The organism is Paenibacillus sp. R14(2021) (assembly GCF_019431355.1).
Classification (GTDB): domain Bacteria; phylum Bacillota; class Bacilli; order Paenibacillales; family Paenibacillaceae; genus Paenibacillus_Z.
The window spans coordinates 1024935-1045890 of record NZ_CP080269.1 but is presented as its reverse complement, the minus strand read 5'-3'; the positions used below and the strand labels follow the sequence as shown (position 1 = coordinate 1045890).

Below are 20956 nucleotides of genomic sequence, written 5' to 3'. Positions count from 1 at the left end.
CACTCTTTAACCTGCTTGGTTAAGAGCCGCTAATATTCCCTCAAGCGCTTCCTCCGACATGGCGCCGCCGCTGAACGCGGCCAACCCGCGCAGAGGCATGTCTTTCATCATTGCTTCCATCAAGTCCGAAGCTTCTCCGGCATCGACCGAGCCGAACGGACTGCGCTTAGCCAACAAATCGGTTAAGATCGGCCGCGTTGCCGGATCCTGCATCAGATCGCCGATCGTCGAGTTACGGGTATATTTCTTGTTGCGGACAGCCGTAGATTGAACCTGAACGTTGCCGGTCAACACAATGTCGCTTGACGACTTTCCGATCAAAATCTCGAACTCGCCGGTCTCGACACGCCAATCCTTCATCTCCGTATCGTAAAAGGCAAATGAACGCTTATTGAGCGTAAAGGAAACCGTCTTCCGTTCGCCCGGATGAAGCTCCACTTTGGCATAGCCTTTCAGCTCCTTGACCGGACGGATGACCGTGGTTTCCTTATCACGAACATAGAGCTGAACGATCTCTTTTCCGGAGCGGTTCCCCGTGTTCACAACCTTGACGGAGACGGTTACCTTCTCGTCGTCCCGGAATTGAGCGCGATCCAGCGCTAGATCGGAATACATGAACGTCGTATAGCTTAATCCGTAACCGAACGGAAACAACGGCTCGACCTTTTTCGCGTCGTAGTAACGGTACCCGACGAAGATTCCTTCCCGGTACTCAGCCCTGTCTCCTTCGCCAAAGTAAAACAGGTAGGACGGGTTGTCCTCGATACGTTTCGGGAACGTCTCCGCCAGTTTGCCGCACGGATTCGCATCGCCGAATAAGAGGTCTGCGATCGCGCCTCCGAGTGCCTGACCGCCCAGATAGGCTTCCAGCACCGCCTTCGCGCTGCTGATCCAGGGCATTTCCACCGGCGAGCCGTTGCTGAGCACGACGACCAAGTTTGGCTGCTCCGCGGCGAGCGCCCGGATCAGCTCGATCTGGTTCTCCGGCAGGCGCAGGTGCGTCCGATCGTATCCTTCCGATTCGTAGCGGTCCGGCAAGCCGGCAAACAGAACAGCGACGTCGGCTTGCGCTGCGGCGCGGACGGCTTCCGTGGCCAGCTGGATGTCCGTAGCGTCGCTGTCCAACTTGTAGCCCTGCTCATAGGTAACCTGCGCCCTGCTGCCGGCCGACTTCACGATCTCCTCCCGGATTTCCTCCAGCTTCGTCGGCTTGATATGCGAACTGCCGCCGCCCTGATAACGCGCTTTGACCGCAAGCTCGCCGATGACCGCGATCTTGCCTTCCCTGCGAAGCGGCAGGATACCCTCCTCGTTCTTCAGCAGAACCATGCTTTCCCGCGCCACTTCGCGGGCCAGCCGGTGATGCGCTTCGGGATCGTAGCTCGCGTTCGGCTTTTTGTTGTCCACTGCTTTGAAGATGATGCTTAGCAGGCGTTCGACCGCCCGGTCCAGCTTCTCCTCCGGCAACTTGCCGTTGCGGACGGCGTCGACGATTTGCCGGTCGCCTGCCCCGCCGCTCGCAGGCATCTCGAGCTCCAGACCGGCGGCTAATCCGTCCGTGCGCTCGTTGACGGCGCCCCAGTCGGAAACGACGAAGCCTTCGAGCCCCCATTCGTCCTTCAGAATGTCCGTCAGCAAGTACTCGTTCTCCGAGACGAACGTTCCATTCACTTTGTTGTAAGAGCACATGACCGTCCAAGGCTGCGCTTGCTTGACCGCGCCCTCGAAGCTCGCGAGATAAATTTCGCGAAGCGTCCGCTCGTCCACGACGGAATCCGAAGTCATCCGGCGGTGCTCTTGGTTATTAGCTGCGAAATGCTTGAGTGAAGTGCCGACGCCCTGGCTCTGCACGCCCTGAATATGGCTGGCCGCCATTTCGGAGGACAAATACGGATCTTCGGAAAAATATTCGAAATTTCTTCCGCACAAAGGGGACCGCTTGATGTTGGCACCCGGGCCCAGCAAGACCGCCACGTCTTCCGCCTGGCACTCCTCTCCCAGAGCCTCGCCCATGCGCCGGATCAAGTCCCGGTCCCAGGAACTGGCGACACCCGCCGCGGACGGGAAGCAAGTCGCCGGGACGCTGTCGAACAAGCCGACGTGGTCGGTTCCTTCCCTCTGCTTGCGCAGGCCATGAGGCCCGTCTGTCACCATGATAGACGGAATGCCGAGTCGCTCGATCCCTTTTAAGTGCCAAAAGTCGAGTCCGGAGCAGAGCCCCGCTTTTTCCTCCAAGGTCATTTGTTCGATCAGTTGTTTGATATCCCTGTCCATCGATTGCAACCCCTCCATGAAGCGATTTTGATCATATCTTCTTCATTTTAGGAAATCTTCGCTGAGCTTACTATCGGTTTGCAGACTAATGCTTATTACTTTGCCGACTTTTCTGCCCTAGCCATCGATCAACCTTGAAGCCATGCGTAGATCGTTCCAATCATGCAGAGAAAGAGTGAACGCCCCCCAGTGAACAGGGAGTAGAACTCCTCCCTGAATATCTCGATGCGCTTGCACCGTCTCCTCCCGAAGCATATGCACGCCTCTCCATCGCTTGTCATATTGCCCACATTCCATAATGGCCAGCTCGAACGGTCCGTGCTGACGACCTATTCGTTCAAAGTGAGGTCCGTAGCCACCGTCCCCGCTGTAGAAAATACTTCTCTATTCTGTCTTAATAACCCACGAGCACCATAGGGTGGTATCCCGATCGTACAGCCCTCGTCCGGAGAAATGTCTCTCCGGCGTGCAAACGAAGCGGATGCCCTGAACGATTCGCTCTTCCCCCCAGTCCACTTCAATTACCGCATCTGGCGACGCTCCTCGTTTCCAGATTCGCTTGCCGACTCCGAGCGGAACAAGGAAAGTACCCACCTTCGGAATAAGCTTGCTTGCTTGCGAATGGAGGTGCGGCGGCACTTGAGAATATTACTTTGACACGTAGATTCAAATATTGGATGACGCAACTTACTATCCCTTGTATAACACTGAAATTTAACATTGCAAGTTATTACCGGCTCAAGATAGATCCAGTCCTTACTTTCTCCTGTGACGATTTGCTTGGCCACTGCCTTGAACGCATTCAATACGTCGGAAGGTGGTGGAAATTCAATGACTCCCATATGCTTACCATTGTCAGTTAAGCTCCATCCAAACTCTGACTTACGTATGCCAGATATTTTAAACTGACCATACCGGTAGTTCTTCGTTTTAATCCAAACATCCTTCGGTCTTGAATCTAAATAATAATGACTATCTGCATTTTTGGAAACAATACCTTCTAATCCAAGCTGTTTAACCTTTTGAAATAAGCTCTGTCCATCTTCATTCGTTGATGTAACTGATATCACCGGAGATGGTATTACAACTCTCAGGAGTAACTCTAGACGCTCCTGGAGACTTGTCTTTAGTAAGGATCCCCCATTATGGAATATCAAATCAAAAACCGCAAAATGAGCTGGATACTGTTGAGAAAGCTTCTGAACAGCATCAAGCTTCTTTGCGTGGGATCGATTCATAACATCCTCAAAGCAAGGTTTCGCTGCCTGATCCAGGACAATACATTCACCATCCAAAATGGCTTGAGAGCAGTTTAATCGGATTTGTTGAAGTTCAGGGAATCGATCAGTTACTTCGGTTCCATTGCGAGTAAAGGCTCGTATAACTCCGTTGATGTAATGGATCAATATCCGAAATCCATCCCATTTTATCTGATGAATCCATTTCTTATGCGGGACTACTATTGAAAAAGCTTGAAGCAACATTGGCTTGATAATTGTGTTAAGCATATGCAAAGTCCTCCTATAATAAGCTTATCATGGCAGGACCCAACATCTTATATGAGATGACTGGAAATTATCCAGTGCGTGAAGTACTCAAATCAGAGCAGGTTTTATCAGGGATGGTATTTATCTCGCATGAATAATGCTACACAAGGGAGCATAAAAAAACGGTTGCCGAAGCAACCGCCATTCAACTATAGTGCCCGTTAACATTCCTGTAGGTGTTAGTAGATGCGATTTGCAGAAAAATAAACGCCCCGCTAGGATGAGTATGTACTGGGTTGGAGCCCTCAGAACTCACCTTAGGAGGCGTCAGAATGAAGTCTAGACTAATCAAAGCTCAAAATCAACGAGTAGAACGTATTTCCACTTCCACTCTTGTCATTGGCATCGACATTGCCAAAGAGAAACATGCTGCTCAAGCTATTAATTTTCGAGGTATTGTCCTTTCCAATCGCCCAATTACGTTTTCGAACGATCATTTGGGCTACGAGCATTTAATTAGCAGTATTCGTAAATTACAGAATATGCACCACTTGCATGACGTCGTTGTAGGAATGGAGAGTACCGGTCACTACTGGTTCAATATCGCCAATTGGTTGGTGAAACAAGGGGTTTCTGTTGTCCTTGTCAATCCTATGACGACCAAACGCAATAAGGAAAACAGAGACAACTCCCCTTAAAAAGAATGATCCAAAGGACGCTTTGGTCATTGCCGATGCGGTGAGTCGCGGTTCTAAACGCCATTCTCTCCAAAGGAAGAAGCCTTCCGCCGCATGCGGGTTATAGTTACAAACAGAGAGCATTGGGTTGTTAAATCTGGTCGGATTAAGAACAGAATCCACCGCTGGCTGGATATTCGTTTTCCAGAGTACAGGCAAGCGTTCGAAGATATTTTTACTCCTCGTTCATTAGCTACTCTGCGTCGTTTTCCAACCCCATCTGACATCGTGCAGTTGACTCCAGAACAAATGGTACAGATCTGGGGAGCGTACATGGATAGACCTGGCGGAATGCGAGGCAAGAATAAAGCGCTTGAGCTCCAAGCACTCGCAAGACATAGCGTTGGAGACGCTACTGCCCTTGAAGAAGACAAGTGGGAGTTGCGGCACCTTATCGAAGAATTTGAACGAATCTGCCACATCATTGATGAAGCGGACGAGATGATTGAAAAGCTATTGCCCGAAATCCCCGGGTCTGATCTCGTTCGATCCGTCGGTGTTTCCGTTCCTGCTACGGCTGCCATATTCGCATTTGGCGGGGACTTACGTAAGCTGTCACATGGGAATCAGTTATTGCGGAAGGCTGGATTGAACTTAGCAGAACGTAGCTCTGGCAAGTATAAAGGGCACATTAAGCTAACCAAACGAGGAAATTCATTGCTGCGTAAGCATTTGTATTTCTCGGTGTTTCACCTCTTATCTCACAATCGTGCATTTCAAGCCTTACATGCACACAATATTGAAGTAAAACGAATGACGAAAATGCAGTCCATGATGAAGTTGATTGGGAAATTGGCTCGCATACTTGTAGCCATGGCGCGGGATGGACAAGCTTTCTCCGCGAATACAGCTCAACCGTTATTAGCAGCTTAAACAACTAAACTCGCAACCTAGACCAGTGATTTGTCTCATTTGCAGGATTTCACAAAGAAAGCACGGAGTACCGAGATTTTTACGCTTTAGGGCATAGACCCGTTCCGTTAACGTTGATCGGACTCCACACCTTGGATAGATAGGACGAAGGAATGTAAGGGCATAGACCCGTTGAGATTTGGGAGAGTGAATCCCAAGGACCTTGTGGAGAGAGGCGTGCAGCAAGTTATTAAATGGAAGATGTTGTTAATAGACAAACGCCTTCTATTCCCGCATGTTTGCATCTACGCCGATGCTACATAAATATCCAATATCAATGACCTTATTTTTCCCCCGATTAACTGCATCTGAGCGATTCACAATTATTTCGTTGTTTCTAATTGAATCAATCGTATCAACGAAAGACTTTACCTTTTGACCGAAAGAATCTTAAGTTCACGATTGACCATCTCCGCCTCCATTAGGATAAATGTTTTTTTGCTCCTTAACCGTGGCATTCGTGCCCCAAATGCTTAACATTTCGATTAGTTGAGGAAACATTTCCCTATATATGTGAGACGAAATGCTGTCAAAGAAGTTGCGCTAAAAATGCCCGTTACTTTAACAAGAAAAGCGAATCGTTTCATAACATAATATTATTAACAGTCATCTATCTTGCCCTTTTTGTACGTTAAGGGTGTCATTTTCATCGACTTTCGAAATTTATCAATAAAGTAGCTGGTACTATTGAATCCAACTTGATAAGCAACTTCTGTAACATTAGAATCTGCTTCTTGCAGTAGGACTAAGCTTTTTTGAATTCGATAATCAGTTACATAACTCAAGGGAGTTGTGTTTAGAATTCGATTAAAATATCTGCAGCATTCAGATCGACTCAACTGTCCAGCTCTTGCAATATCATCTAATATGATTTTTTCAGCATAATGTAGATGTATCCAATTTAACATTTGCTTCATTCGATGATTCTTTACCATTTCCGTTTGGTCGTATTCTAATTGAAAGCGATTAATGATTAAGTTCTTCCAAATTAGTGTTAGCTGAATGGAGATATCGATTTCAAAGTACGGTGATTTTTGTTGAATCCATTGATTAATTTTTACTATGGCATCTAAAATATTTTTCCCCCAAGGCTCATTTGCATTTACATATAAGTAAGATAAATTTGTCGCTTGAATATAGGGAGTTACATAGGTTGTATAGAGTTCTTGTGATAAAACGAAATGAGGAGAAACGTTCAAACAAATATAAACACAGCCCGATTGATTCTTTTCCTCTGCCATGTGCAAGCAGCCGCTATTTATAAATAGCCCATCGCCTTCTTGAACAGCCAGTCTTTCTTCATTTATTTGGAAGATGGCTTCCCCTTTTGCTATCAAGACAAATTGGATTTCATCATGCCAATGAAGCGGTATAAATCCATGTATATTCTTGTTTATCGTTGTTTCGTAACATGCAATCGGTAACATGACTGTACGATGCTCAGTTAGCTCTTTTAAGTTTTGATCAATCATGAAATTTTTTATTTGCAAATTACCACAACCTCAATATACTTATATTTTTTCATTAAATATGGGTATTATTAATATGATTTCCCACCTATTATAACACTATTATTATATTTAAGGTGGAGAATCATTTATGGAAAGACCTACTAGAAGAACTGGATTATTTCTTGTTATAACAGGAGCGATATTCTGGGGGATTAGTGGCACCGTTGCAAAAAAACTCTTTCAACAATACGCAATCGATGTAAATTGGCTTGTTACGACACGTTTGCTCATAGCTGGTTTTTTACTCTTGACCGTTCAATTTTGTGGAAGAGATCATTCACAAATATTAGGTGTATGGAAAAATAGAAGTACAGCCGTTCAACTGATTGTCTTCGGGTTACTTGGTATGCTTGCGGTTCAATACACGTATATGGCATCGATTAAACATGGTAATGCTGCTGTTGCAACGCTATTACAATATTTAGCCCCTGTAATGATTATCATCTATTTAGTCCTGCGGAAACAAACTTTCTTAACACGACAAGATATGTTAACTGTGTCTCTTGCTTTAGCTGGTTGTTTTTTCTTATTAACAAACGGCTCAATTTCTCAACTATCCGTGTCCACCCCTGCAATCGTTTGGGGTATTTTATCAGGATTAGCCTTAGCATTTTATACCTTATATACAGTTCCTCTTTTGAAGCAATACGATTCCCTTGTCATTGTTGGCTGGGCTATGGTTATCGGCAGCTTTGCATTAAGTTTTATCCATCCACCTTGGCAAATGGACTTTTCAAGCTTGACGATAGCGGCTTATTTATACTTAGTATTCATTATCGTATTCGGTACAATGGTTTCTTTTTGGTTTTATATAGAAAGTTTACAAAGTCTTTCACCAAAAGAAACAAGCCTTCTAAGCAGTTTAGAGCCACTAGTGGCTGTTTTAACAACAGTATTTTGGTTAAAAGAACCTTTTGGTTTTTTTCAATGGATGGGTACTGCTTGTATCATTGGGATGATTTTAATATTGGCATTGAATAAACAGTCTTCTTCAAAGGATAACCAACCCCTATAAAATGAAAAGCCCCTCAGAGTTAGTTAATTTTCTACTGGGGGGCATTACTAAGAATGCACAAATAAACCATCTCATTTTGTAATGGTTGGGTGGTGCCTCCATACCTATTAAGCATTCAAGTTGAGAATTATCCTCAACTGCGGGCAACAAAACATGTTCTTGTCTTAAATCGTCAAACGATATATGCTATTGTCGCCCGACAAGCCCCTTCCCGGATTGTTCAATGACACAAAATAACCCTCAATCAAATGGTTTGATTGGGGGTGTTTTGTTTCAAACTTGCTATAATTTTGTTTCGCAGGACCGTTTAATCAGCCGTTCTTTCGTACTAGTTTGTTCAGTAAATCTGCCCGATCGTTGAACAAGGCTGCCGATCGTCCGCGGCAGCCCTTGGTATAGAATTTATGGAGCTATCGATAGTGCCCGTTAGCGTAACAAGCCACTGAGACTATAAGTGCTCCAGAACATTTTCAAATGTTAATTTCCATTGTCCATTAGAATTCTCCACTTTATGAATGCCTGTATTTGAAGCTGGGAACGAATTATTTTTATTTGTCCATTCTAAACCCTTTAGAATATGGTAAACGACATTAATAACCCCGCCATGAGTAACAATTATTACGTTCTCAAGATGATTCTTAGTTGATTGCTCCTCACATAACCGCTTGAATGTTTCTTCAATTCGTAAATAAAACTCCAATGGACTCTCACCGCCAGGATACCTTTCATCCATTCGTAAACTGGAGAAATATAGCCCAGGGAATCGTTCATTGACGATTTCGTTAGGCATTCCAGCGATTATGCCATTATTTGTTTCTCTCCACTGGTTGCTACTTTCAACGGACAAATTCATTAAATTAGCAATCTCATTCGCTGTATCCAATGCCCGTTGTAAGTCACTGCTCACGATACGATGTATTTGATAAGTGCTCTGTTTATCCTTAAGATAACAACCCAGCTTTTCTGATTGCCTATAGCCTTCAACATTGAGTCCTCTTTGACTCCAGCCCCCACGATATCCTTCATCGTCCACACCATGTCTCACAAAATAAATAGCCATTATTCTTCCCCTAAGTTTAACAGTACCTACTGGTTCAGACATCGATTTTCATACTAATCGCACTCCAATAATATTAACATATATTGGAAGTATCCTGCCCGTTAGTCATAATGAACGAGGCGGCACCAATCGCTTAACGTAGGTTGTATGTGGTTACAATGTGTAGTGGATTCTACTTAAAACCACATGCAGAGCTACATTCGAAGGGAGCCGCTACTATGAAGGATTTCACAAAATTTGTTGGTTTAGACGTATCAAAAGATATCATCTCTGTTGCCGTCGCAGATGCAGGACGTGGTGAACCGCGTTTCCTAGGGAACTTTCCCCACACACCTGAAGCCATGCGTAAGCTCATGAAGAAAATAGGAACACCGGAGCAATTGCACGTTTGCTACGAAGCCGGACCAACTGGATATGGTCTCTTCAGGTTTTTGTTGTCGCTTGGCATTGACTGTGTCGTTGTTGCCCCAACACTCATTCCAAAGCGCGCAGGAGATCGCATCAAAACCGATCGAAGAGATGCTTTACGATTGGCACAACTTCTTCGCGCCGGAGAACTTACATCTGTTTGGACCCCCGATGAAGATCATGAAGCGTTGAGGGATTTGGTTCGCGCTCGTCATGACGCTAAGGAAGACTTGCAACGTGCTCGCCTTCATCTTGTCCAGTTTCTACTTCGCCATGACTTGCGTCCACTAAAAGGCACACGGAATTGGTCCGTCACGCATCGAGAATGGCTGCATAGCCTTCGCTTTGAAAAATCATCGCTGCGAATCGTGTTCCAAGAATATCTTCATGCCATTGATGAAGTGACCGACCGCATGAAACGCATTGAAGCTGAAATCCACGAACAAGCAACAACCAGTATTCACGCCCCTGTTATCCAGGCTCTTCAAACCATGCGTGGCGTTGCGGAGGTAACGGCAACCACGTTAGTAGCGGAAATTGGGCAGTTCTCTCGCTTTTCAAGTCCCCGGCAATTAATGTCGTATGCAGGACTTGTCCCTAAAGAATATTCAAGTGGCGCTAGCCGTTGGCAAGGATCCATCACGAAGGTCGGAAATGCTCACATTCGTCATGTCATCGTAGAATCCGCTTGGTCCTATCGCCACGCTCCTTCTTTGAAAGGACAACTTCGCTCTCGTCAGGAAGGCCAGGATCCGGAAGCTAAACGCATTGCCTGGAAAGCGCAGCACCGATTGCATCAGAAATATGATGGTATCACTTCTCGGGGGAAAGGCGGGAAGCAAGCTGCTGTTGCCGTTGCCAGAGAACTTATCGGATTCGTATGGGCTATTGGTTGTGCGATTGAAATGAAACACTCGGAAATCGAATTAATCGCTTAGTTTTAAACGGTAATAGTCTCGACGGGGATTTGAAATCTTGGCTCGGAGGCAAACACCGGTAAGGAGAACCCTCATGTTACGCTATGCACTAGGAAACTGATTAAAAGCCGAACGTGCGCCGTTAGTCCGAGGCAGCTCCGTGACGAATGGATTGAAATGCGGTAACCAACCCGCGCATATCAGACTGTTAACCACCGTCAACGCGTTGCCTTCGTGCCAAGATTTTAAAGTCAATTCCCCTTAGAAGATGATTTTTAAAAAGAGGTATTGACCGCCTCGTTCATATCAGCGTAACGAAAAAATGGAGCAGTTGCAGCCAGCAAACTGCTCCGTACATACTCCCACTTCTCTGATTCCCAAATTGCCTGGATGCGTTAACTGGACTCCATGAGAACCGGTTAGCTGCAAAAATGGTCTTGAACTTGGAAGTCGCCGAATTCTCCTGCAAGACGACATCGACATTAGGCGTTTCGATTATTTCGGCAGCTGGACGCCGTAAATTCGATTCCCTTTCCAGATTAAGGCGGAGTTGCTATCGTACATAACAGGACCGTAACTCCCATCGGATTTGAGCGATAGCGTTGCCTTTAATTGGCCGGTAATCAGGTCATAGAATTCGACCGTGCCGTTATCTTTTTCCCTGATCACAATTCTATTGGCAGCGACAAGCTTGTCGCTGCCTTGCGACTCATTTCCCCAGCTCATGACTTCACCTGTTTCAATGTTGAGAGCCTTCAAGTCGCCGCCCCGCGCATCCTTCAGAAACAGCATGCCTGCAGCGTAACTTCCCGTCATATAATAATCCGCCGTTAGCGGTATCGTACGCAGCGGCGCTTGTCCTTTCGAGTAAGCGGAGAAATTATAGACGCCAATCACTTTTCCTTGATTGATATATATTCGATCGTAGGCAAGAACCGCATCTGTTTCATATGGCGTTGTTTGCACTTCCGATTGTGGAACGGTCCAATTATAGATGAGGGAGCCCGCAACCTTCCCCGATTGAATATCGATCTTATCGATTGTAACATGGCGCTCTGAAGCATCCAGATCCAGCGGCATATTCTCCGCAAGCGAATATAGATTGGAATTGGTGTTAAGCATCGAAAACTGATGGCCGCTCTGCTCCCAAATATGCTTGCCGGTTCGAATATCATACGCCTCGAGGTTGGCGGAAATGTAAGCGCCGTCCGCTTCGAAGCCTCGAATCATCGTCGTTCCCGACGCCGAGAGCGTCACGCTCGGATCTCCAATTCCTTCTTCCACCGGATGAAAAATCTTGACCAGGCGCTTCCCGCTGTCAGCCTTGTAGATCTCTGTCAAGTGCGACTTCAGAATAAAGACGTAACTACCTGCTGCTTGCACATGTTCGTACTCTTCATAGCCACCGGTTTGCGTTGTCCATATCGTCTTCCCCGACCAGGATACGGCCATCAGTTGCCCTCCCTTGGTCACGGTAAAGATGTAATCGCCTTCTAGATCGCTCCAAGTTGCCAGTGCCGATTCCAGATAGGCTCCGAATTTCCACATTCGCTTCCCCGTTGGCGTGTCGATAGCGAGAAGCTGACCTTCCTTTATCGTGAGCAACGCCGGGCCGCCCCTGATCGATTGATCGCCCTTGTTCTGATATTCGCCAATGTTTTGCGTCCATTCAGGATGCAGTTCCGGCGCACTCGACGAAACGGCACCAACGTTCGAAGCCGTTTGAGCTGCATAAACGGGCAGTCGACCCGGTAGCATGAACTGAGCCAAAACGCAGGCGGTTAACAAGCAGGCCGATAAGCCGCACTTTGCTTTCCTATTCAATTCTTTCTCCTCCCCGTACTCTCATCTTGCCTTCGACGCTTACTTAAGTAAGACGAATGAAGAAGCGACAAGTCATTCACTGATTTGTTTCCCCATGGACCAATGTCATTAATATGATGTATAGGAACACAGCTTTTGCTTTCATAAATGCCTCGCCACTTTACATTTTCCACCAAAATTTTAGACGCTAATTCGTTTCCAAAGTTGCATTAACCTCCCTCTATGGAGAATCACTTTGCTCTTAAATGCTCTCGTTTTCTTAGATTTTGACCAAGTGGACTTCCTCACAGATAACATCTAGATGGAACGAAGTTGTAGATGAAGAAATTTATGGGGCTGGTAAAGGTGCAAAAAAGTCTCCACCTAGACCACTACCTGTAAAAAGTGGTTGCTTCGGTAAAGTATGCTTGCACCTTTGGATCTCCACATAAGCTCATGGCGGTCAACCCTCCCACATCTCGCAGAGTCTACGCTCCCACATTCCTTCAATCAACCTGTCCATGAGGTGGAGGTCAGATATGCTGCCCGACAGGATCTTCGTCCGTATGTTAGTGCCGTTCTGACTCATCCGTGCTTCTTGTTATCTGTTTTTCATTACTAGGTCATTATCAAAGGAAAACTTTCAATTAAGCTGCTTGCGGTAATTCTGCAAATCGAGGGATATCCTGGATCATTTTCTCTTCGCTGAACTCATGTCCCTTCTGCAGTATCCCGAACAGGATCCGTATGAGTTTGTTACACAATGCGATGAGAGATTGCATCTTTTTCAATGGATTTATCGGCCGTTTTGTGTAGTAATCGTGCAAAGCCCGGAAGGCTGCATTCTTAGCGACCAACGGCATCATCACTCTAAAGAGCAAGGCACGAAGACGCTTCCGGCCTCTCTTGGTTATCTTGGTCTGTCCTGTATGTGTGCCAGATGAATTTGTTTTCAAATTCAATCCAGCGAGCTTTGAAATCTGTTTGGGGTGACGGTACTGGCTGATGTCACCTACCTCAGCAAGGAATCCTGCGATGGTATCTCTTCCAATCCCTTTAATGGCCAGCAATTGCTGTACATGAGGAATCTGTATGAGTAATTCATCCAATCTTGCTTCCAACTCTATGAGCTGGTTATGAAGCCAATCGTAATGGGTAAGCAAGAGTTTTAGTTCCATTTTCGCTAACTCTGAGCCCGTTCTTATGCCTACTGAACGGCTCGCTGCTTCCTTTAGAGCAATGATCCGACCTAGACCAAGCCCTCGCTTTGCAACTTCTCTCATGTGCTGCAGCAAGATTTCTTCCGGCACTTGAACAAGCTCGTGCGGCAGTAAATAGAGGTTCAGCATTTGGATGGCAGACTTGCATTCCCAGTCCTTAAATACCGTTAAAAACTCTGGAAAGTAACGATCTAACCAGTTATGGACACGTGCTTGAACCACACAAAGGTCAGTCGTTAGGTGTTCGCGAATCTTCATCGCTTCCCTCAGTTCCGCATAAATGCCCTGAGGGAGGCTTGGTACGGCGTATCTCCCGTCTTTGACCAGCTGTGCAATAACCTTTGCGTCCTTGATGTCATTTTTAGTTGGAGAATTGTCGTCTAACTCTTTGCTCTTCTTCACGTGCAGCGGATTCACAACGCCGTACTTTACTTGCTTTTCTCTCAGAAAATGAGCTAGGTTCAGCCAGTAATGACCGGTAGGCTCCATGCCAACAATAACGTCTTGGAAACCTTGTTCCGTTAAGATTTTCTGATACCAGCTCACAAACAACTCAAATCCTGCCTGGGTATTTTCAAACGTAATTGGCTTCCCGAACTCGACTCCGCGGTTGTCTTGTGCGCGAGCCACATGTTTGAATTTTGCGATGTCTACACCGACAATTAAGGTAGAAGATGTGATTTGATTAATTCGTTCATTTTGACTAGAATTCATCTTGTAGTCTCCTTGGTTTGTTTTTTTGGAATCCGTCAGCCGGCTAGCTTCTTGGACCCATTAACATCATACCAAGGAGTCTTTTTGTTTCTCAAACCTCGTATTTCTTCATAATAGGAATGCTGCCCGTTATTTAATGGACAACGGCAGCCGATCGCGTCGTCGACTGCCGCTGCGTCTCAATTCAACTATAGTCTCCAGATAGCGTAGCGATTTGACGCCCTTTCGATTTTCTTGTCTAAGGTCGACCTTATAGATATTTCGGTTTTAGATAAAAAACCTTTTTGATAAACAGACTCTGTTGATCGATAAGAACATTTGTTCTATAATTAGATTATATCATAGTTCGGCATACTGGAGGTTTTTTACGTGGCAACGATTTCTGATGTCTCTAAAGACTTAGAAAGCATGACGGTGTTTATTTCCGATTTAATCCCTTACTCTGATGATGTCCTTAGCAAACCACTAGTTGGTACATGGTCGATTCAGGACCTTATCAGTCATATTATGGGTTGGGACAAAAACTTCATTAAGACCATTAATCAGATCATAAACAATGAAGAAGTAATACTTGAAGAACATCACGACGTGCAAGCATATAACGAAGCATCCGTTACTTTCGGTAAAAAAATGAAACCTCATGATTTATTGAAGGAAGCAATTTCGCAACGCAAACAATTGATCTTAAGACTCAATTTGGTTCCTGAATCAGCATTCACTAGACAATTCCATAATAGTGCGTATACGTTGGAAACCTTTTTACAAGAAATGTTTATTGGTCATGATAGGCATCACGTAGCACAAATAAAGAACTACCTTGAAATGGTTAGTTAGTATAGTCAAAGAACCGCCAGTGATGGCGGTTCTTTTAATCCTTAATTTACACCTTTTTCTTAAACCAAGCGCCGATAAAATGCCAATTAGCGTAATGATGGCTGCTGAATCGGTAGTTCGCAGCCCTTGTCGCGCTAAACTGCCAGTTAGTTAAATCAATTACAATTTTTCTTTCTCAAAGCTAAGAATGTTAAGTTGTTCATCTGCTTTGTAATTTTTACATTTTGATAATTGAACATCAATAAATTGACTGTCTCTATCGTGAATCCTAATTGCTTCACAGGTATATACTGTCTTTTTCATATTTGTGTTCCAAGCATCTCTAGAATTATCAACACTCCATCTTATTTCCCTTCGACCGGAGTGAACGTCATGGATGATGGGTCCGCTATCTATAGTTGGAGTAATGATCATTAAATTGTCTCCTTTCCCTTCATTAAATCTTTTTACCAGATGGTCAATTCGATCTAAATCAACCTGGTTAAAATGAAAAATAACGGACTCGTTTGCATTCGCTTTGTCTGATTTATTTACGAGTACGAAAATAACACTGATCAGTGCAATAATAATAATAGTCTGAAAAATAATTATTGTTTTTTTACGGTTAATAACCTTACCTCCTTAGCATTTATTTACATACTCCTACGCAATTAATTAGGGTTCGTTGCGTTAAACTGCCAGTTAGTAACGATATTGGCTCCAAGCCTATCATTCATGCTCCCAACTGCGGTGGTTGTGGATCCGGATGCTCAACGTTTCGCGCGCCCCCAGCGCTCCTGGTCTGTTCAATTGTCCCGCTTGCCGGACAAGGTTGAGTACCCATACATGCACGATGAGAGCAGCCTCTCCAACGAATAGCACGCCCCATACAGCATCCGATTTCACGACATTCAACAAGAAAGGCAGGGGGAACAGACTGGTGCTATCGATCACGAGCAGTGTTCTCTACGTCGAACGGGCAGAATGCACAAGTGAATCCGATCCTTTCTTTTTTGCATCGGCCTGTATGCCTGAGCAAAGCCCGAACATCGTGACCATCCTGACCGTGATCGCGACAGAAATGCAGATCAGTTCAGGAACCGTCACATCTTCATTACCGAGCACCGGAAAATCCATGCGCAGTCCCACCATCGCGGCACAGGCAAGAATAACCTGCAATGATGAACCGGCTAGCGCGATCAAATAATAACGTTGGCTGACTCCGAGGCGATAGGTTCCCCGCATCATAAGAAGATAACCGATGAGAGCAAGTTCTATATTTCCGACGTGGATATTGAGCAGATCGAGCGCCACGCCCCACGCGATGAGGGAATAAGGGGAGTTTTTCATTTGCGTTCCTCCCTCTGCGCTCGGACAAAATGCTTCATTTGCGATTCCGTATAGTAGGGCAAATAATTTGCAAAGATCGGATAGCTCGACCGGCTGCCGCCCCCCTCGTCGAACATCTGCATCAGCAGTAAGTTGAATACATCAGCCGCAAGCGGACTGCTGTCGGGAAAATTGAACCAATAGTTCGTTTTGAGGCTGTCACCTTTGGCTAACTTGATTGGGTAGGTCACTTCCGATTCGAGGAGGCCGTTGGAGCTCACGATGCTACTGATCCATTTCTCTTCGAATTGAAAATCCGTACCGAGCAGGCCGAAGTCGTTTCTGTCAATACGGCGGGCCGGTTCGCGCTCACCGTATTAAAGCCTGTATTGTCCGAAGAGCCCCCTCCGGAAGAAAACTCGACCGGCGAAGTCGTGGACGGATACACGTTCCGATAGACGATAATATCGCCGACCTCCATCACACGCGTCTTCCCGTCGTTGTATGTAACAGTAACTGCATGAAGATTCAACGGCGGCAGTGCCGTTTTTCGTTCGGGAGCGCTTCGGTAGAAGCCCGTGAATTTATAAATCGTTTGCCGGTTCAATTCCTGATGCACTTGAACGGGGTAAAAATCCAATGTTGGAAGTTCCGCTACCTTAATGGATTGAATAGTCCGTTTGTCTCCCTTGTTAGCGACGTAGAAGAGATCGAACGCCACGGAAGTCGAGTCCGTCGCTTCAATGTGATGCTGCAGAAACCGCCCCTCCGGCAGACGATAGTATCGGTTGTAGCCGGCGTTGCCGAGCCAGCTCGCTAGAATCAGCGCCGTTGCAACAATGTAGATGGCTGCTCCCTCCCACAATTCACATGTGCGAACTATAAAGGATAATACTTCCAAGTGAATGAAATGTTTCGCCATTGTTTTTCGCGACTTCAGATAATTCAATGCTGCCGGCGATAAGCATCAACGATGAACTGTACGGGAAGCGCCCTGTTTACTTGTAGAAGTATCTTAATGAAAAGATGACTCCCTCCTCTCTTCGGAGAAGAGAGCGGTAATTACATTTTTAGTCATTTTCTTTGTGTCTTGGACGCCGCGGTTGGCACATAGGAACAGATGTTTTTGAAAGTTTCTTAAATTGTCTCATTTTTATACCGTGATACTTGCATTGTTAGTTTGTTGCTAAACTCGGGATTGCTTGTGAGCGATATTGTTAACCTTAATCTTAACGACGTATCTCTTAGTAAAATCAAGTAACAATCATTCGACAGAGGGCGAAGTCAAGGAGGAGTCATATTGTGCATTTCAACAGGACTGCCCAGGCTGATCTAGAGAAATACTTAAACATGCGTGAAGAAGTCTACAAGCTTCAAAAGGAAGAACCTGCATTGTTTTTGTCTTTACCCAATGGGAAAGAATACGGGTCGAGAATGACCAAGCGAGCAATTCAAGCAATGGTAATTAAGTATGGGGTGCATTTTGGGATGCCGAACTTAACTACACGTCAGCTGGCACATCGTTGCGCCGAACGGATGCCTTCAAGCAGCGTTTTCGTATCCGCATCGGCAGCGCCGCTACCGTTCTCACTACCCTACAGCGTCAAGGTTGGCATGGAACCCACCGTCCAATATTGGTTCAGCCTAGTTTGTTGACTTATAGCTCAATCAGCCCCCCTCTAGTGTCATCGTGCACATAAATATAGCCGCGTGCCGGCACGTCGTCTTCTTTCCTTTGTTAATCAGTTGCTCGAACTCACTCTTCGCCAGCCCCTCCACAACGTCCGTGAAGTTATCTATGGTAACGATTATTTCACCAGCATACAGTCCACAGTTAATATCATAGAAGGACTCTGGGGATGGCTTAAGTCCAATGTGCTCAATAATGTGTTCTATTCCACCGTTTCTGAAATGCGTCTGCATATCAGCAAGTTTATGGATGAAATCATGAAGCACCCTCATGCAATCATTGACGCCTATGTGTTGTTTTTCAAATTCGTCATGCCAACCACTACATCGCATTAAACCCCGTTTTTGACTCTCGAGAGTTGAGTAAATAAGCCTTAGAGATTTCGTTAGTCCGTCCTAATCAAAGTATCGCTATTGACAACGATTAAGAATCGAGTTAATGATAGATAATAATAATAGTCCATTAAATAGGTTGGAGGGAGGTATAATTTTGAATGAAGCAAAAGGACCTCGTTTAATACAGTCGGTTAAAAGAGCCGTAGATATCATGAACTGTTTCGATTCTTCCCATATTGAATTATCCTTGAGCGAAATTAGCGAAAAGCTCAACCTTAACGTAAGCACGGTGCACGGAATCATCAATACTTTGTACAACTATTCATATATTGACAAAAATTCAAATAATGGAAAATATAAGTTGGGACTGGAATTTGTGTTGAAAGCGGCGCTGGTTTCAGATAATCTCGATCTCAAAGAAATCGGACATCCGTATCTAACCGCATTGACGCAGAAACATCAAGAGACTTCACATCTTTACATAATGCAGAACCAGCAGTTGTTCTGCATAGATGATGTCGAGACAGAAGGAAGCTATTTTATCTTGAGCTCCAAAGCCGGTGGTAAACTGCCCCTGCACGCCTCAGCATCCGGTAAGGTATTTCTGGCTCATATGGACGAACCCCAGCTTACAAAGTTTTTGCAGAATCATAAATTCACGAAGCTGACCGAGAAAACGATAACGAACAAAAAGCACCTTCTCGATCATCTGCAAGCAACACGGGAGCGTGGCTACGGAATTGAAGATGAAGAAATCGAGAGAGGCGCTTATAGTATAGCTGCTCCTATAAAGGAAGCGAAAGAACGTGTAATCGGTACGATCAGTATCATCGGTTCCATCGACTCTATGAAAGCCAACGAAGAGGGAATTCGGTTGTCTTTGCTGGAAGCCGCTAGCCAGATTTCATCCCGATTCGGTTATGACGGGCTTTAATGCCCGGCTAGTTCCTGAATGGCGTGATAGAACACTTCAGCACCCGCTTTGCAGTCCTCAGGGGAACTCCATTCCAGAGGATTGTGGCTGATTCCTTTATGAGAACGGATAAAGATCATTCCAATCGGGCACACATTTCCAAACTGCATCCCATCATGTCCGGCGCCGCTGACAACCTTCGTATACGGTTGCCCGGCTTTTTGGGATGCTTTTTCAATTACACCCATGATTTCCTCCGAACAGATAGCTGGCTTCACTCGCTGCAAGGTAAGAATTTCTAGCCCAATCCCGGATAGTTTACAAACCTTTTCGGCATGCGATCGTATCTTGTCTTCTAGCTCATTTCGGATATCTATAGCAATATCACGTAAATCCAGCGTGAAGACCACCCGGTTCGCAATTACATTGACGCCTCCGGGCAGAAGCTGCATTTTGCCGGTTGTAGCTACTGCATTCGGATATTTAATCGTTTCATTACGAATATACAGCAGAATCTCGGCCGCGGTCGGAACCGGGTCTTTTCGCATATTCATCGGCGTTGCTCCAGCATGCCCGGCCTCGCCAGATAATGAGAATTGTAGCCAAAGAGGTCCCGCAATGCCTGATACAACGCCTACTGATAGATTTGCACTCTCCAGAACTTTGCCCTGTTCAATATGCAGCTCCAGGTACGCCTTGATATGATCTGCATTTCTTGCTGCTTCCCTGATCTTACTTGGATTATAACCCGTTTCTTGCATAGCTTGTCCGATCGATAGACCGTTCTCGTCAGTTTTAAGCAGATGTTCGGGCAGCAGCGTGCCGGCTAAGGCCCGGCTACCGATCATCCCAAATCCGAATCTAGACCCCTCTTCATCGGTAAAAGCAACAACTTCAATAGGGTGGAGCGTAGTTATACCCTGTTCCTTCATCCGTTGCAGCGCTTCAATAGCCGTAAGTACGCCTAGAGCGCCGTCGAAGCGGCCTCCGTGCGGAACCGTATCGATGTGGGAGCCTGTAAGGACGACAGGAAGAGAGGGATCCTCCCCCTCTCTTCGCCCTATCAGATTTCCGACGGCATCCTCCCGTACGGAGAGACCGGCCTCCTTCATATAGTGCATCACCAGTTCCTTGGCGCGGCGTTCCTCCTCTGTGAAAGAAAATCGGGTAACGCCCTTTCCCTCACCTTGTGCACCGATCTCACCCAATTCCATGATTCGCAGCCACAAGCGGTCCTCGTTCACCAGATTTCCCCCTTTTACTTCTTATCCTTATCGTCCTTCTCCTGTTTGTTATATTCTTCCTGCTTCATCTGAAATCGGAAATGGCAGTTTCCTTCCTTGAGGAGATACTCATCATGAACCACCTCGAAATTAGGATTATATCCTTTAGCAATAGCCGGATCGATCATTTGGCAATATAGAATTCCGTACTCCTGCATGCCGTCTTTCTTCCATTGGTCGCCGAACGCGCATTTTGTGAAGTTTTGTTCGATTTCCAGTGGATGGTACTTGGTTTCGTATTCAAATAAATCGCTGCGGCCCATATCGTAATGAAGCAAGTAATTTTCTATGTCATTAGGCTTGCCCGATACGCCGGCGCGGCGTGCAATGTCCCGTCCCCGCTCTTCTCCGAACGTACGGACGCCCTCGCGAACCGCGTCCTTTCCCGCCTCTCCGAAACGATCTACAACGGCCTTGGATACATGAGCGAACAATTTCGCCATAATCGTATACGGCGAAACCGGTTCTAAGCTCTCATCCTCGTTTACGGTCCGATTTGTTTCCTGCGTGTTATCTTTAGTCATTATTGACACCT

21 protein-coding genes are annotated in these 20956 nt (G+C 45.7%); 7 read left to right on the top strand and 14 right to left on the bottom strand.

Annotated elements, in window-relative coordinates:
• Positions 1-6 precede the first annotated feature (6 nt).
• The 3 genes from KXU80_RS05060 to KXU80_RS05050 all read right to left on the bottom strand — a co-directional run bounded on the left by KXU80_RS05060 (position 7) and on the right by KXU80_RS05050 (position 3782).
• Positions 7-2274, bottom strand: a complete 2268-nt coding sequence (locus KXU80_RS05060; protein WP_219837177.1) for a beta-glucosidase family protein — start codon at positions 2272-2274, stop codon at positions 7-9.
• Between the two features lie 117 nt (positions 2275-2391).
• Complete coding sequence (locus KXU80_RS28370; RefSeq protein WP_374987775.1) at positions 2392-2607, bottom strand: MBL fold metallo-hydrolase; 216 nt, start codon at positions 2605-2607, stop codon at positions 2392-2394.
• 188 nt (positions 2608-2795) lie between these two features.
• Positions 2796-3782, bottom strand: coding sequence for an ATP-dependent DNA ligase (locus tag KXU80_RS05050; RefSeq protein ID WP_219837176.1), 987 nt, complete (start codon positions 3780-3782; stop codon positions 2796-2798).
• A 311-nt stretch (positions 3783-4093) separates the two neighbouring features.
• Here KXU80_RS05050 and KXU80_RS27870 point away from each other — a divergent pair, with 311 nt between their 5' ends.
• Both KXU80_RS27870 and KXU80_RS27865 read left to right on the top strand, forming a co-directional pair.
• Entirely contained in the window at positions 4094-4459 is a 366-nt protein-coding gene (locus KXU80_RS27870; RefSeq protein ID WP_258171261.1) for an IS110 family transposase, read from the top strand.
• A 93-nt stretch (positions 4460-4552) separates the two neighbouring features.
• Complete coding sequence (locus tag KXU80_RS27865) at positions 4553-5371, top strand: transposase (protein WP_258171260.1); 819 nt, start codon at positions 4553-4555, stop codon at positions 5369-5371.
• Between the two features lie 638 nt (positions 5372-6009).
• On the opposite strand, the gene KXU80_RS05040 is transcribed toward KXU80_RS27865, so the two are convergent.
• Positions 6010-6900, bottom strand: a complete 891-nt coding sequence (locus KXU80_RS05040) for an AraC family transcriptional regulator (protein WP_219837175.1) — start codon at positions 6898-6900, stop codon at positions 6010-6012.
• A 109-nt stretch (positions 6901-7009) separates the two neighbouring features.
• Here KXU80_RS05040 and KXU80_RS05035 point away from each other — a divergent pair, with 109 nt between their 5' ends.
• Positions 7010-7936: a DMT family transporter gene (locus KXU80_RS05035; RefSeq protein WP_219837174.1), complete on the top strand. Its 927-nt coding sequence runs from the start codon at positions 7010-7012 to the stop codon at positions 7934-7936.
• Positions 7937-8384: 448 nt separating this feature from the next.
• On the opposite strand, the gene KXU80_RS05030 is transcribed toward KXU80_RS05035, so the two are convergent.
• The gene (locus KXU80_RS05030; RefSeq protein WP_219837173.1) at positions 8385-8996 is read right to left on the bottom strand and encodes a histidine phosphatase family protein; all 612 of its coding nucleotides are present in this window, start codon (positions 8994-8996) and stop codon (positions 8385-8387) included.
• Between the two features lie 218 nt (positions 8997-9214).
• On the opposite strand from KXU80_RS05030, the gene KXU80_RS05025 reads away from it, so the two are divergent.
• Complete coding sequence (locus KXU80_RS05025) at positions 9215-10342, top strand: IS110 family RNA-guided transposase (RefSeq protein ID WP_219837172.1); 1128 nt, start codon at positions 9215-9217, stop codon at positions 10340-10342.
• A gap of 474 nt (positions 10343-10816) precedes the next feature.
• On the opposite strand, the gene KXU80_RS05020 is transcribed toward KXU80_RS05025, so the two are convergent.
• Positions 10817-12145: an outer membrane protein assembly factor BamB family protein gene (locus tag KXU80_RS05020; protein ID WP_219837171.1), complete on the bottom strand. Its 1329-nt coding sequence runs from the start codon at positions 12143-12145 to the stop codon at positions 10817-10819.
• 626 nt (positions 12146-12771) lie between these two features.
• Positions 12772-14058 (bottom strand): IS110 family RNA-guided transposase, encoded by a 1287-nt coding sequence (locus KXU80_RS05015; RefSeq protein WP_219837170.1) that lies wholly within the window; start codon positions 14056-14058, stop codon positions 12772-12774.
• A 369-nt stretch (positions 14059-14427) separates the two neighbouring features.
• Between KXU80_RS05015 and KXU80_RS05010 the strand changes: the two genes are divergently transcribed.
• Positions 14428-14892, top strand: coding sequence for a DinB family protein (locus KXU80_RS05010; RefSeq protein WP_219837169.1), 465 nt, complete (start codon positions 14428-14430; stop codon positions 14890-14892).
• Positions 14893-15051: 159 nt separating this feature from the next.
• Here the strand turns inward: KXU80_RS05010 and KXU80_RS05005 are convergent, their stop codons facing one another.
• From KXU80_RS05005 to KXU80_RS04985, 5 genes are all read right to left on the bottom strand, one after another.
• Positions 15052-15345 (bottom strand): DUF4362 domain-containing protein, encoded by a 294-nt coding sequence (locus tag KXU80_RS05005; protein ID WP_258171415.1) that lies wholly within the window; start codon positions 15343-15345, stop codon positions 15052-15054.
• A 255-nt stretch (positions 15346-15600) separates the two neighbouring features.
• Positions 15601-15825, bottom strand: a complete 225-nt coding sequence (locus KXU80_RS05000) for a hypothetical protein (protein ID WP_219837168.1) — start codon at positions 15823-15825, stop codon at positions 15601-15603.
• A gap of 12 nt (positions 15826-15837) precedes the next feature.
• Positions 15838-16221 (bottom strand): hypothetical protein, encoded by a 384-nt coding sequence (locus KXU80_RS04995; RefSeq protein ID WP_219837167.1) that lies wholly within the window; start codon positions 16219-16221, stop codon positions 15838-15840.
• Positions 16218-16481 carry a hypothetical protein gene (locus tag KXU80_RS04990; RefSeq protein ID WP_219837166.1) on the bottom strand — a complete coding sequence of 88 codons (264 nt, stop codon included), beginning with the start codon at positions 16479-16481 and terminating at the stop codon, positions 16218-16220. The genes KXU80_RS04995 and KXU80_RS04990 overlap by 4 nt, the downstream gene beginning before the upstream one ends.
• Positions 16478-17122, bottom strand: a complete 645-nt coding sequence (locus tag KXU80_RS04985; RefSeq protein ID WP_219837165.1) for a hypothetical protein — start codon at positions 17120-17122, stop codon at positions 16478-16480. The genes KXU80_RS04990 and KXU80_RS04985 overlap by 4 nt, the downstream gene beginning before the upstream one ends.
• Positions 17123-17502: 380 nt before the next feature.
• Here KXU80_RS04985 and KXU80_RS04980 point away from each other — a divergent pair, with 380 nt between their 5' ends.
• Both KXU80_RS04980 and KXU80_RS04975 read left to right on the top strand, forming a co-directional pair.
• Positions 17503-17856, top strand: coding sequence for a hypothetical protein (locus tag KXU80_RS04980; protein ID WP_219837164.1), 354 nt, complete (start codon positions 17503-17505; stop codon positions 17854-17856).
• A gap of 523 nt (positions 17857-18379) precedes the next feature.
• A complete protein-coding gene (locus tag KXU80_RS04975; protein ID WP_258171258.1) occupies positions 18380-19159 on the top strand; it encodes an IclR family transcriptional regulator in 780 nt (259 codons plus the stop codon).
• On the opposite strand, the gene KXU80_RS04970 is transcribed toward KXU80_RS04975, so the two are convergent.
• Both KXU80_RS04970 and KXU80_RS04965 read right to left on the bottom strand, forming a co-directional pair.
• On the bottom strand, positions 19156-20385 hold the full coding sequence (locus KXU80_RS04970) for a Zn-dependent hydrolase (protein WP_219838877.1): 1230 nt from the start codon (positions 20383-20385) through the stop codon (positions 19156-19158). The genes KXU80_RS04975 and KXU80_RS04970 overlap by 4 nt on opposite strands.
• An 11-nt stretch (positions 20386-20396) precedes the next feature.
• The gene (locus KXU80_RS04965) at positions 20397-20945 is read right to left on the bottom strand and encodes an L-2-amino-thiazoline-4-carboxylic acid hydrolase (RefSeq protein WP_219837162.1); all 549 of its coding nucleotides are present in this window, start codon (positions 20943-20945) and stop codon (positions 20397-20399) included.
• Positions 20946-20956 lie beyond the last annotated feature (11 nt).

Excerpts from the sequence above, each read along its gene's own strand:
- KXU80_RS05060 (WP_219837177.1), bottom strand. The coding sequence starts at position 2,274 with ATGGACAGGGATATCAAACAACTGATCGAACAAATGACCTTGGAGGAA.
- KXU80_RS05050 (WP_219837176.1), bottom strand. The coding sequence starts at position 3,782 with ATGCTTAACACAATTATCAAGCCAATGTTGCTTCAAGCTTTTTCAATA.
- KXU80_RS27870 (WP_258171261.1), top strand. The coding sequence starts at position 4,094 with ATGAAGTCTAGACTAATCAAAGCTCAAAATCAACGAGTAGAACGTATT.
- KXU80_RS27865 (WP_258171260.1), top strand. The coding sequence starts at position 4,553 with ATGCGGGTTATAGTTACAAACAGAGAGCATTGGGTTGTTAAATCTGGT.
- KXU80_RS05035 (WP_219837174.1), top strand. The coding sequence starts at position 7,010 with ATGGAAAGACCTACTAGAAGAACTGGATTATTTCTTGTTATAACAGGA.
- KXU80_RS05030 (WP_219837173.1), bottom strand. The coding sequence starts at position 8,996 with ATGGCTATTTATTTTGTGAGACATGGTGTGGACGATGAAGGATATCGT.
- KXU80_RS05025 (WP_219837172.1), top strand. The coding sequence starts at position 9,215 with ATGAAGGATTTCACAAAATTTGTTGGTTTAGACGTATCAAAAGATATC.
- KXU80_RS05015 (WP_219837170.1), bottom strand. The coding sequence starts at position 14,058 with ATGAATTCTAGTCAAAATGAACGAATTAATCAAATCACATCTTCTACC.
- KXU80_RS04995 (WP_219837167.1), bottom strand. The coding sequence starts at position 16,221 with ATGAAAAACTCCCCTTATTCCCTCATCGCGTGGGGCGTGGCGCTCGAT.
- KXU80_RS04985 (WP_219837165.1), bottom strand. The coding sequence starts at position 17,122 with ATGGCGAAACATTTCATTCACTTGGAAGTATTATCCTTTATAGTTCGC.
- KXU80_RS04965 (WP_219837162.1), bottom strand. The coding sequence starts at position 20,945 with ATGACTAAAGATAACACGCAGGAAACAAATCGGACCGTAAACGAGGAT.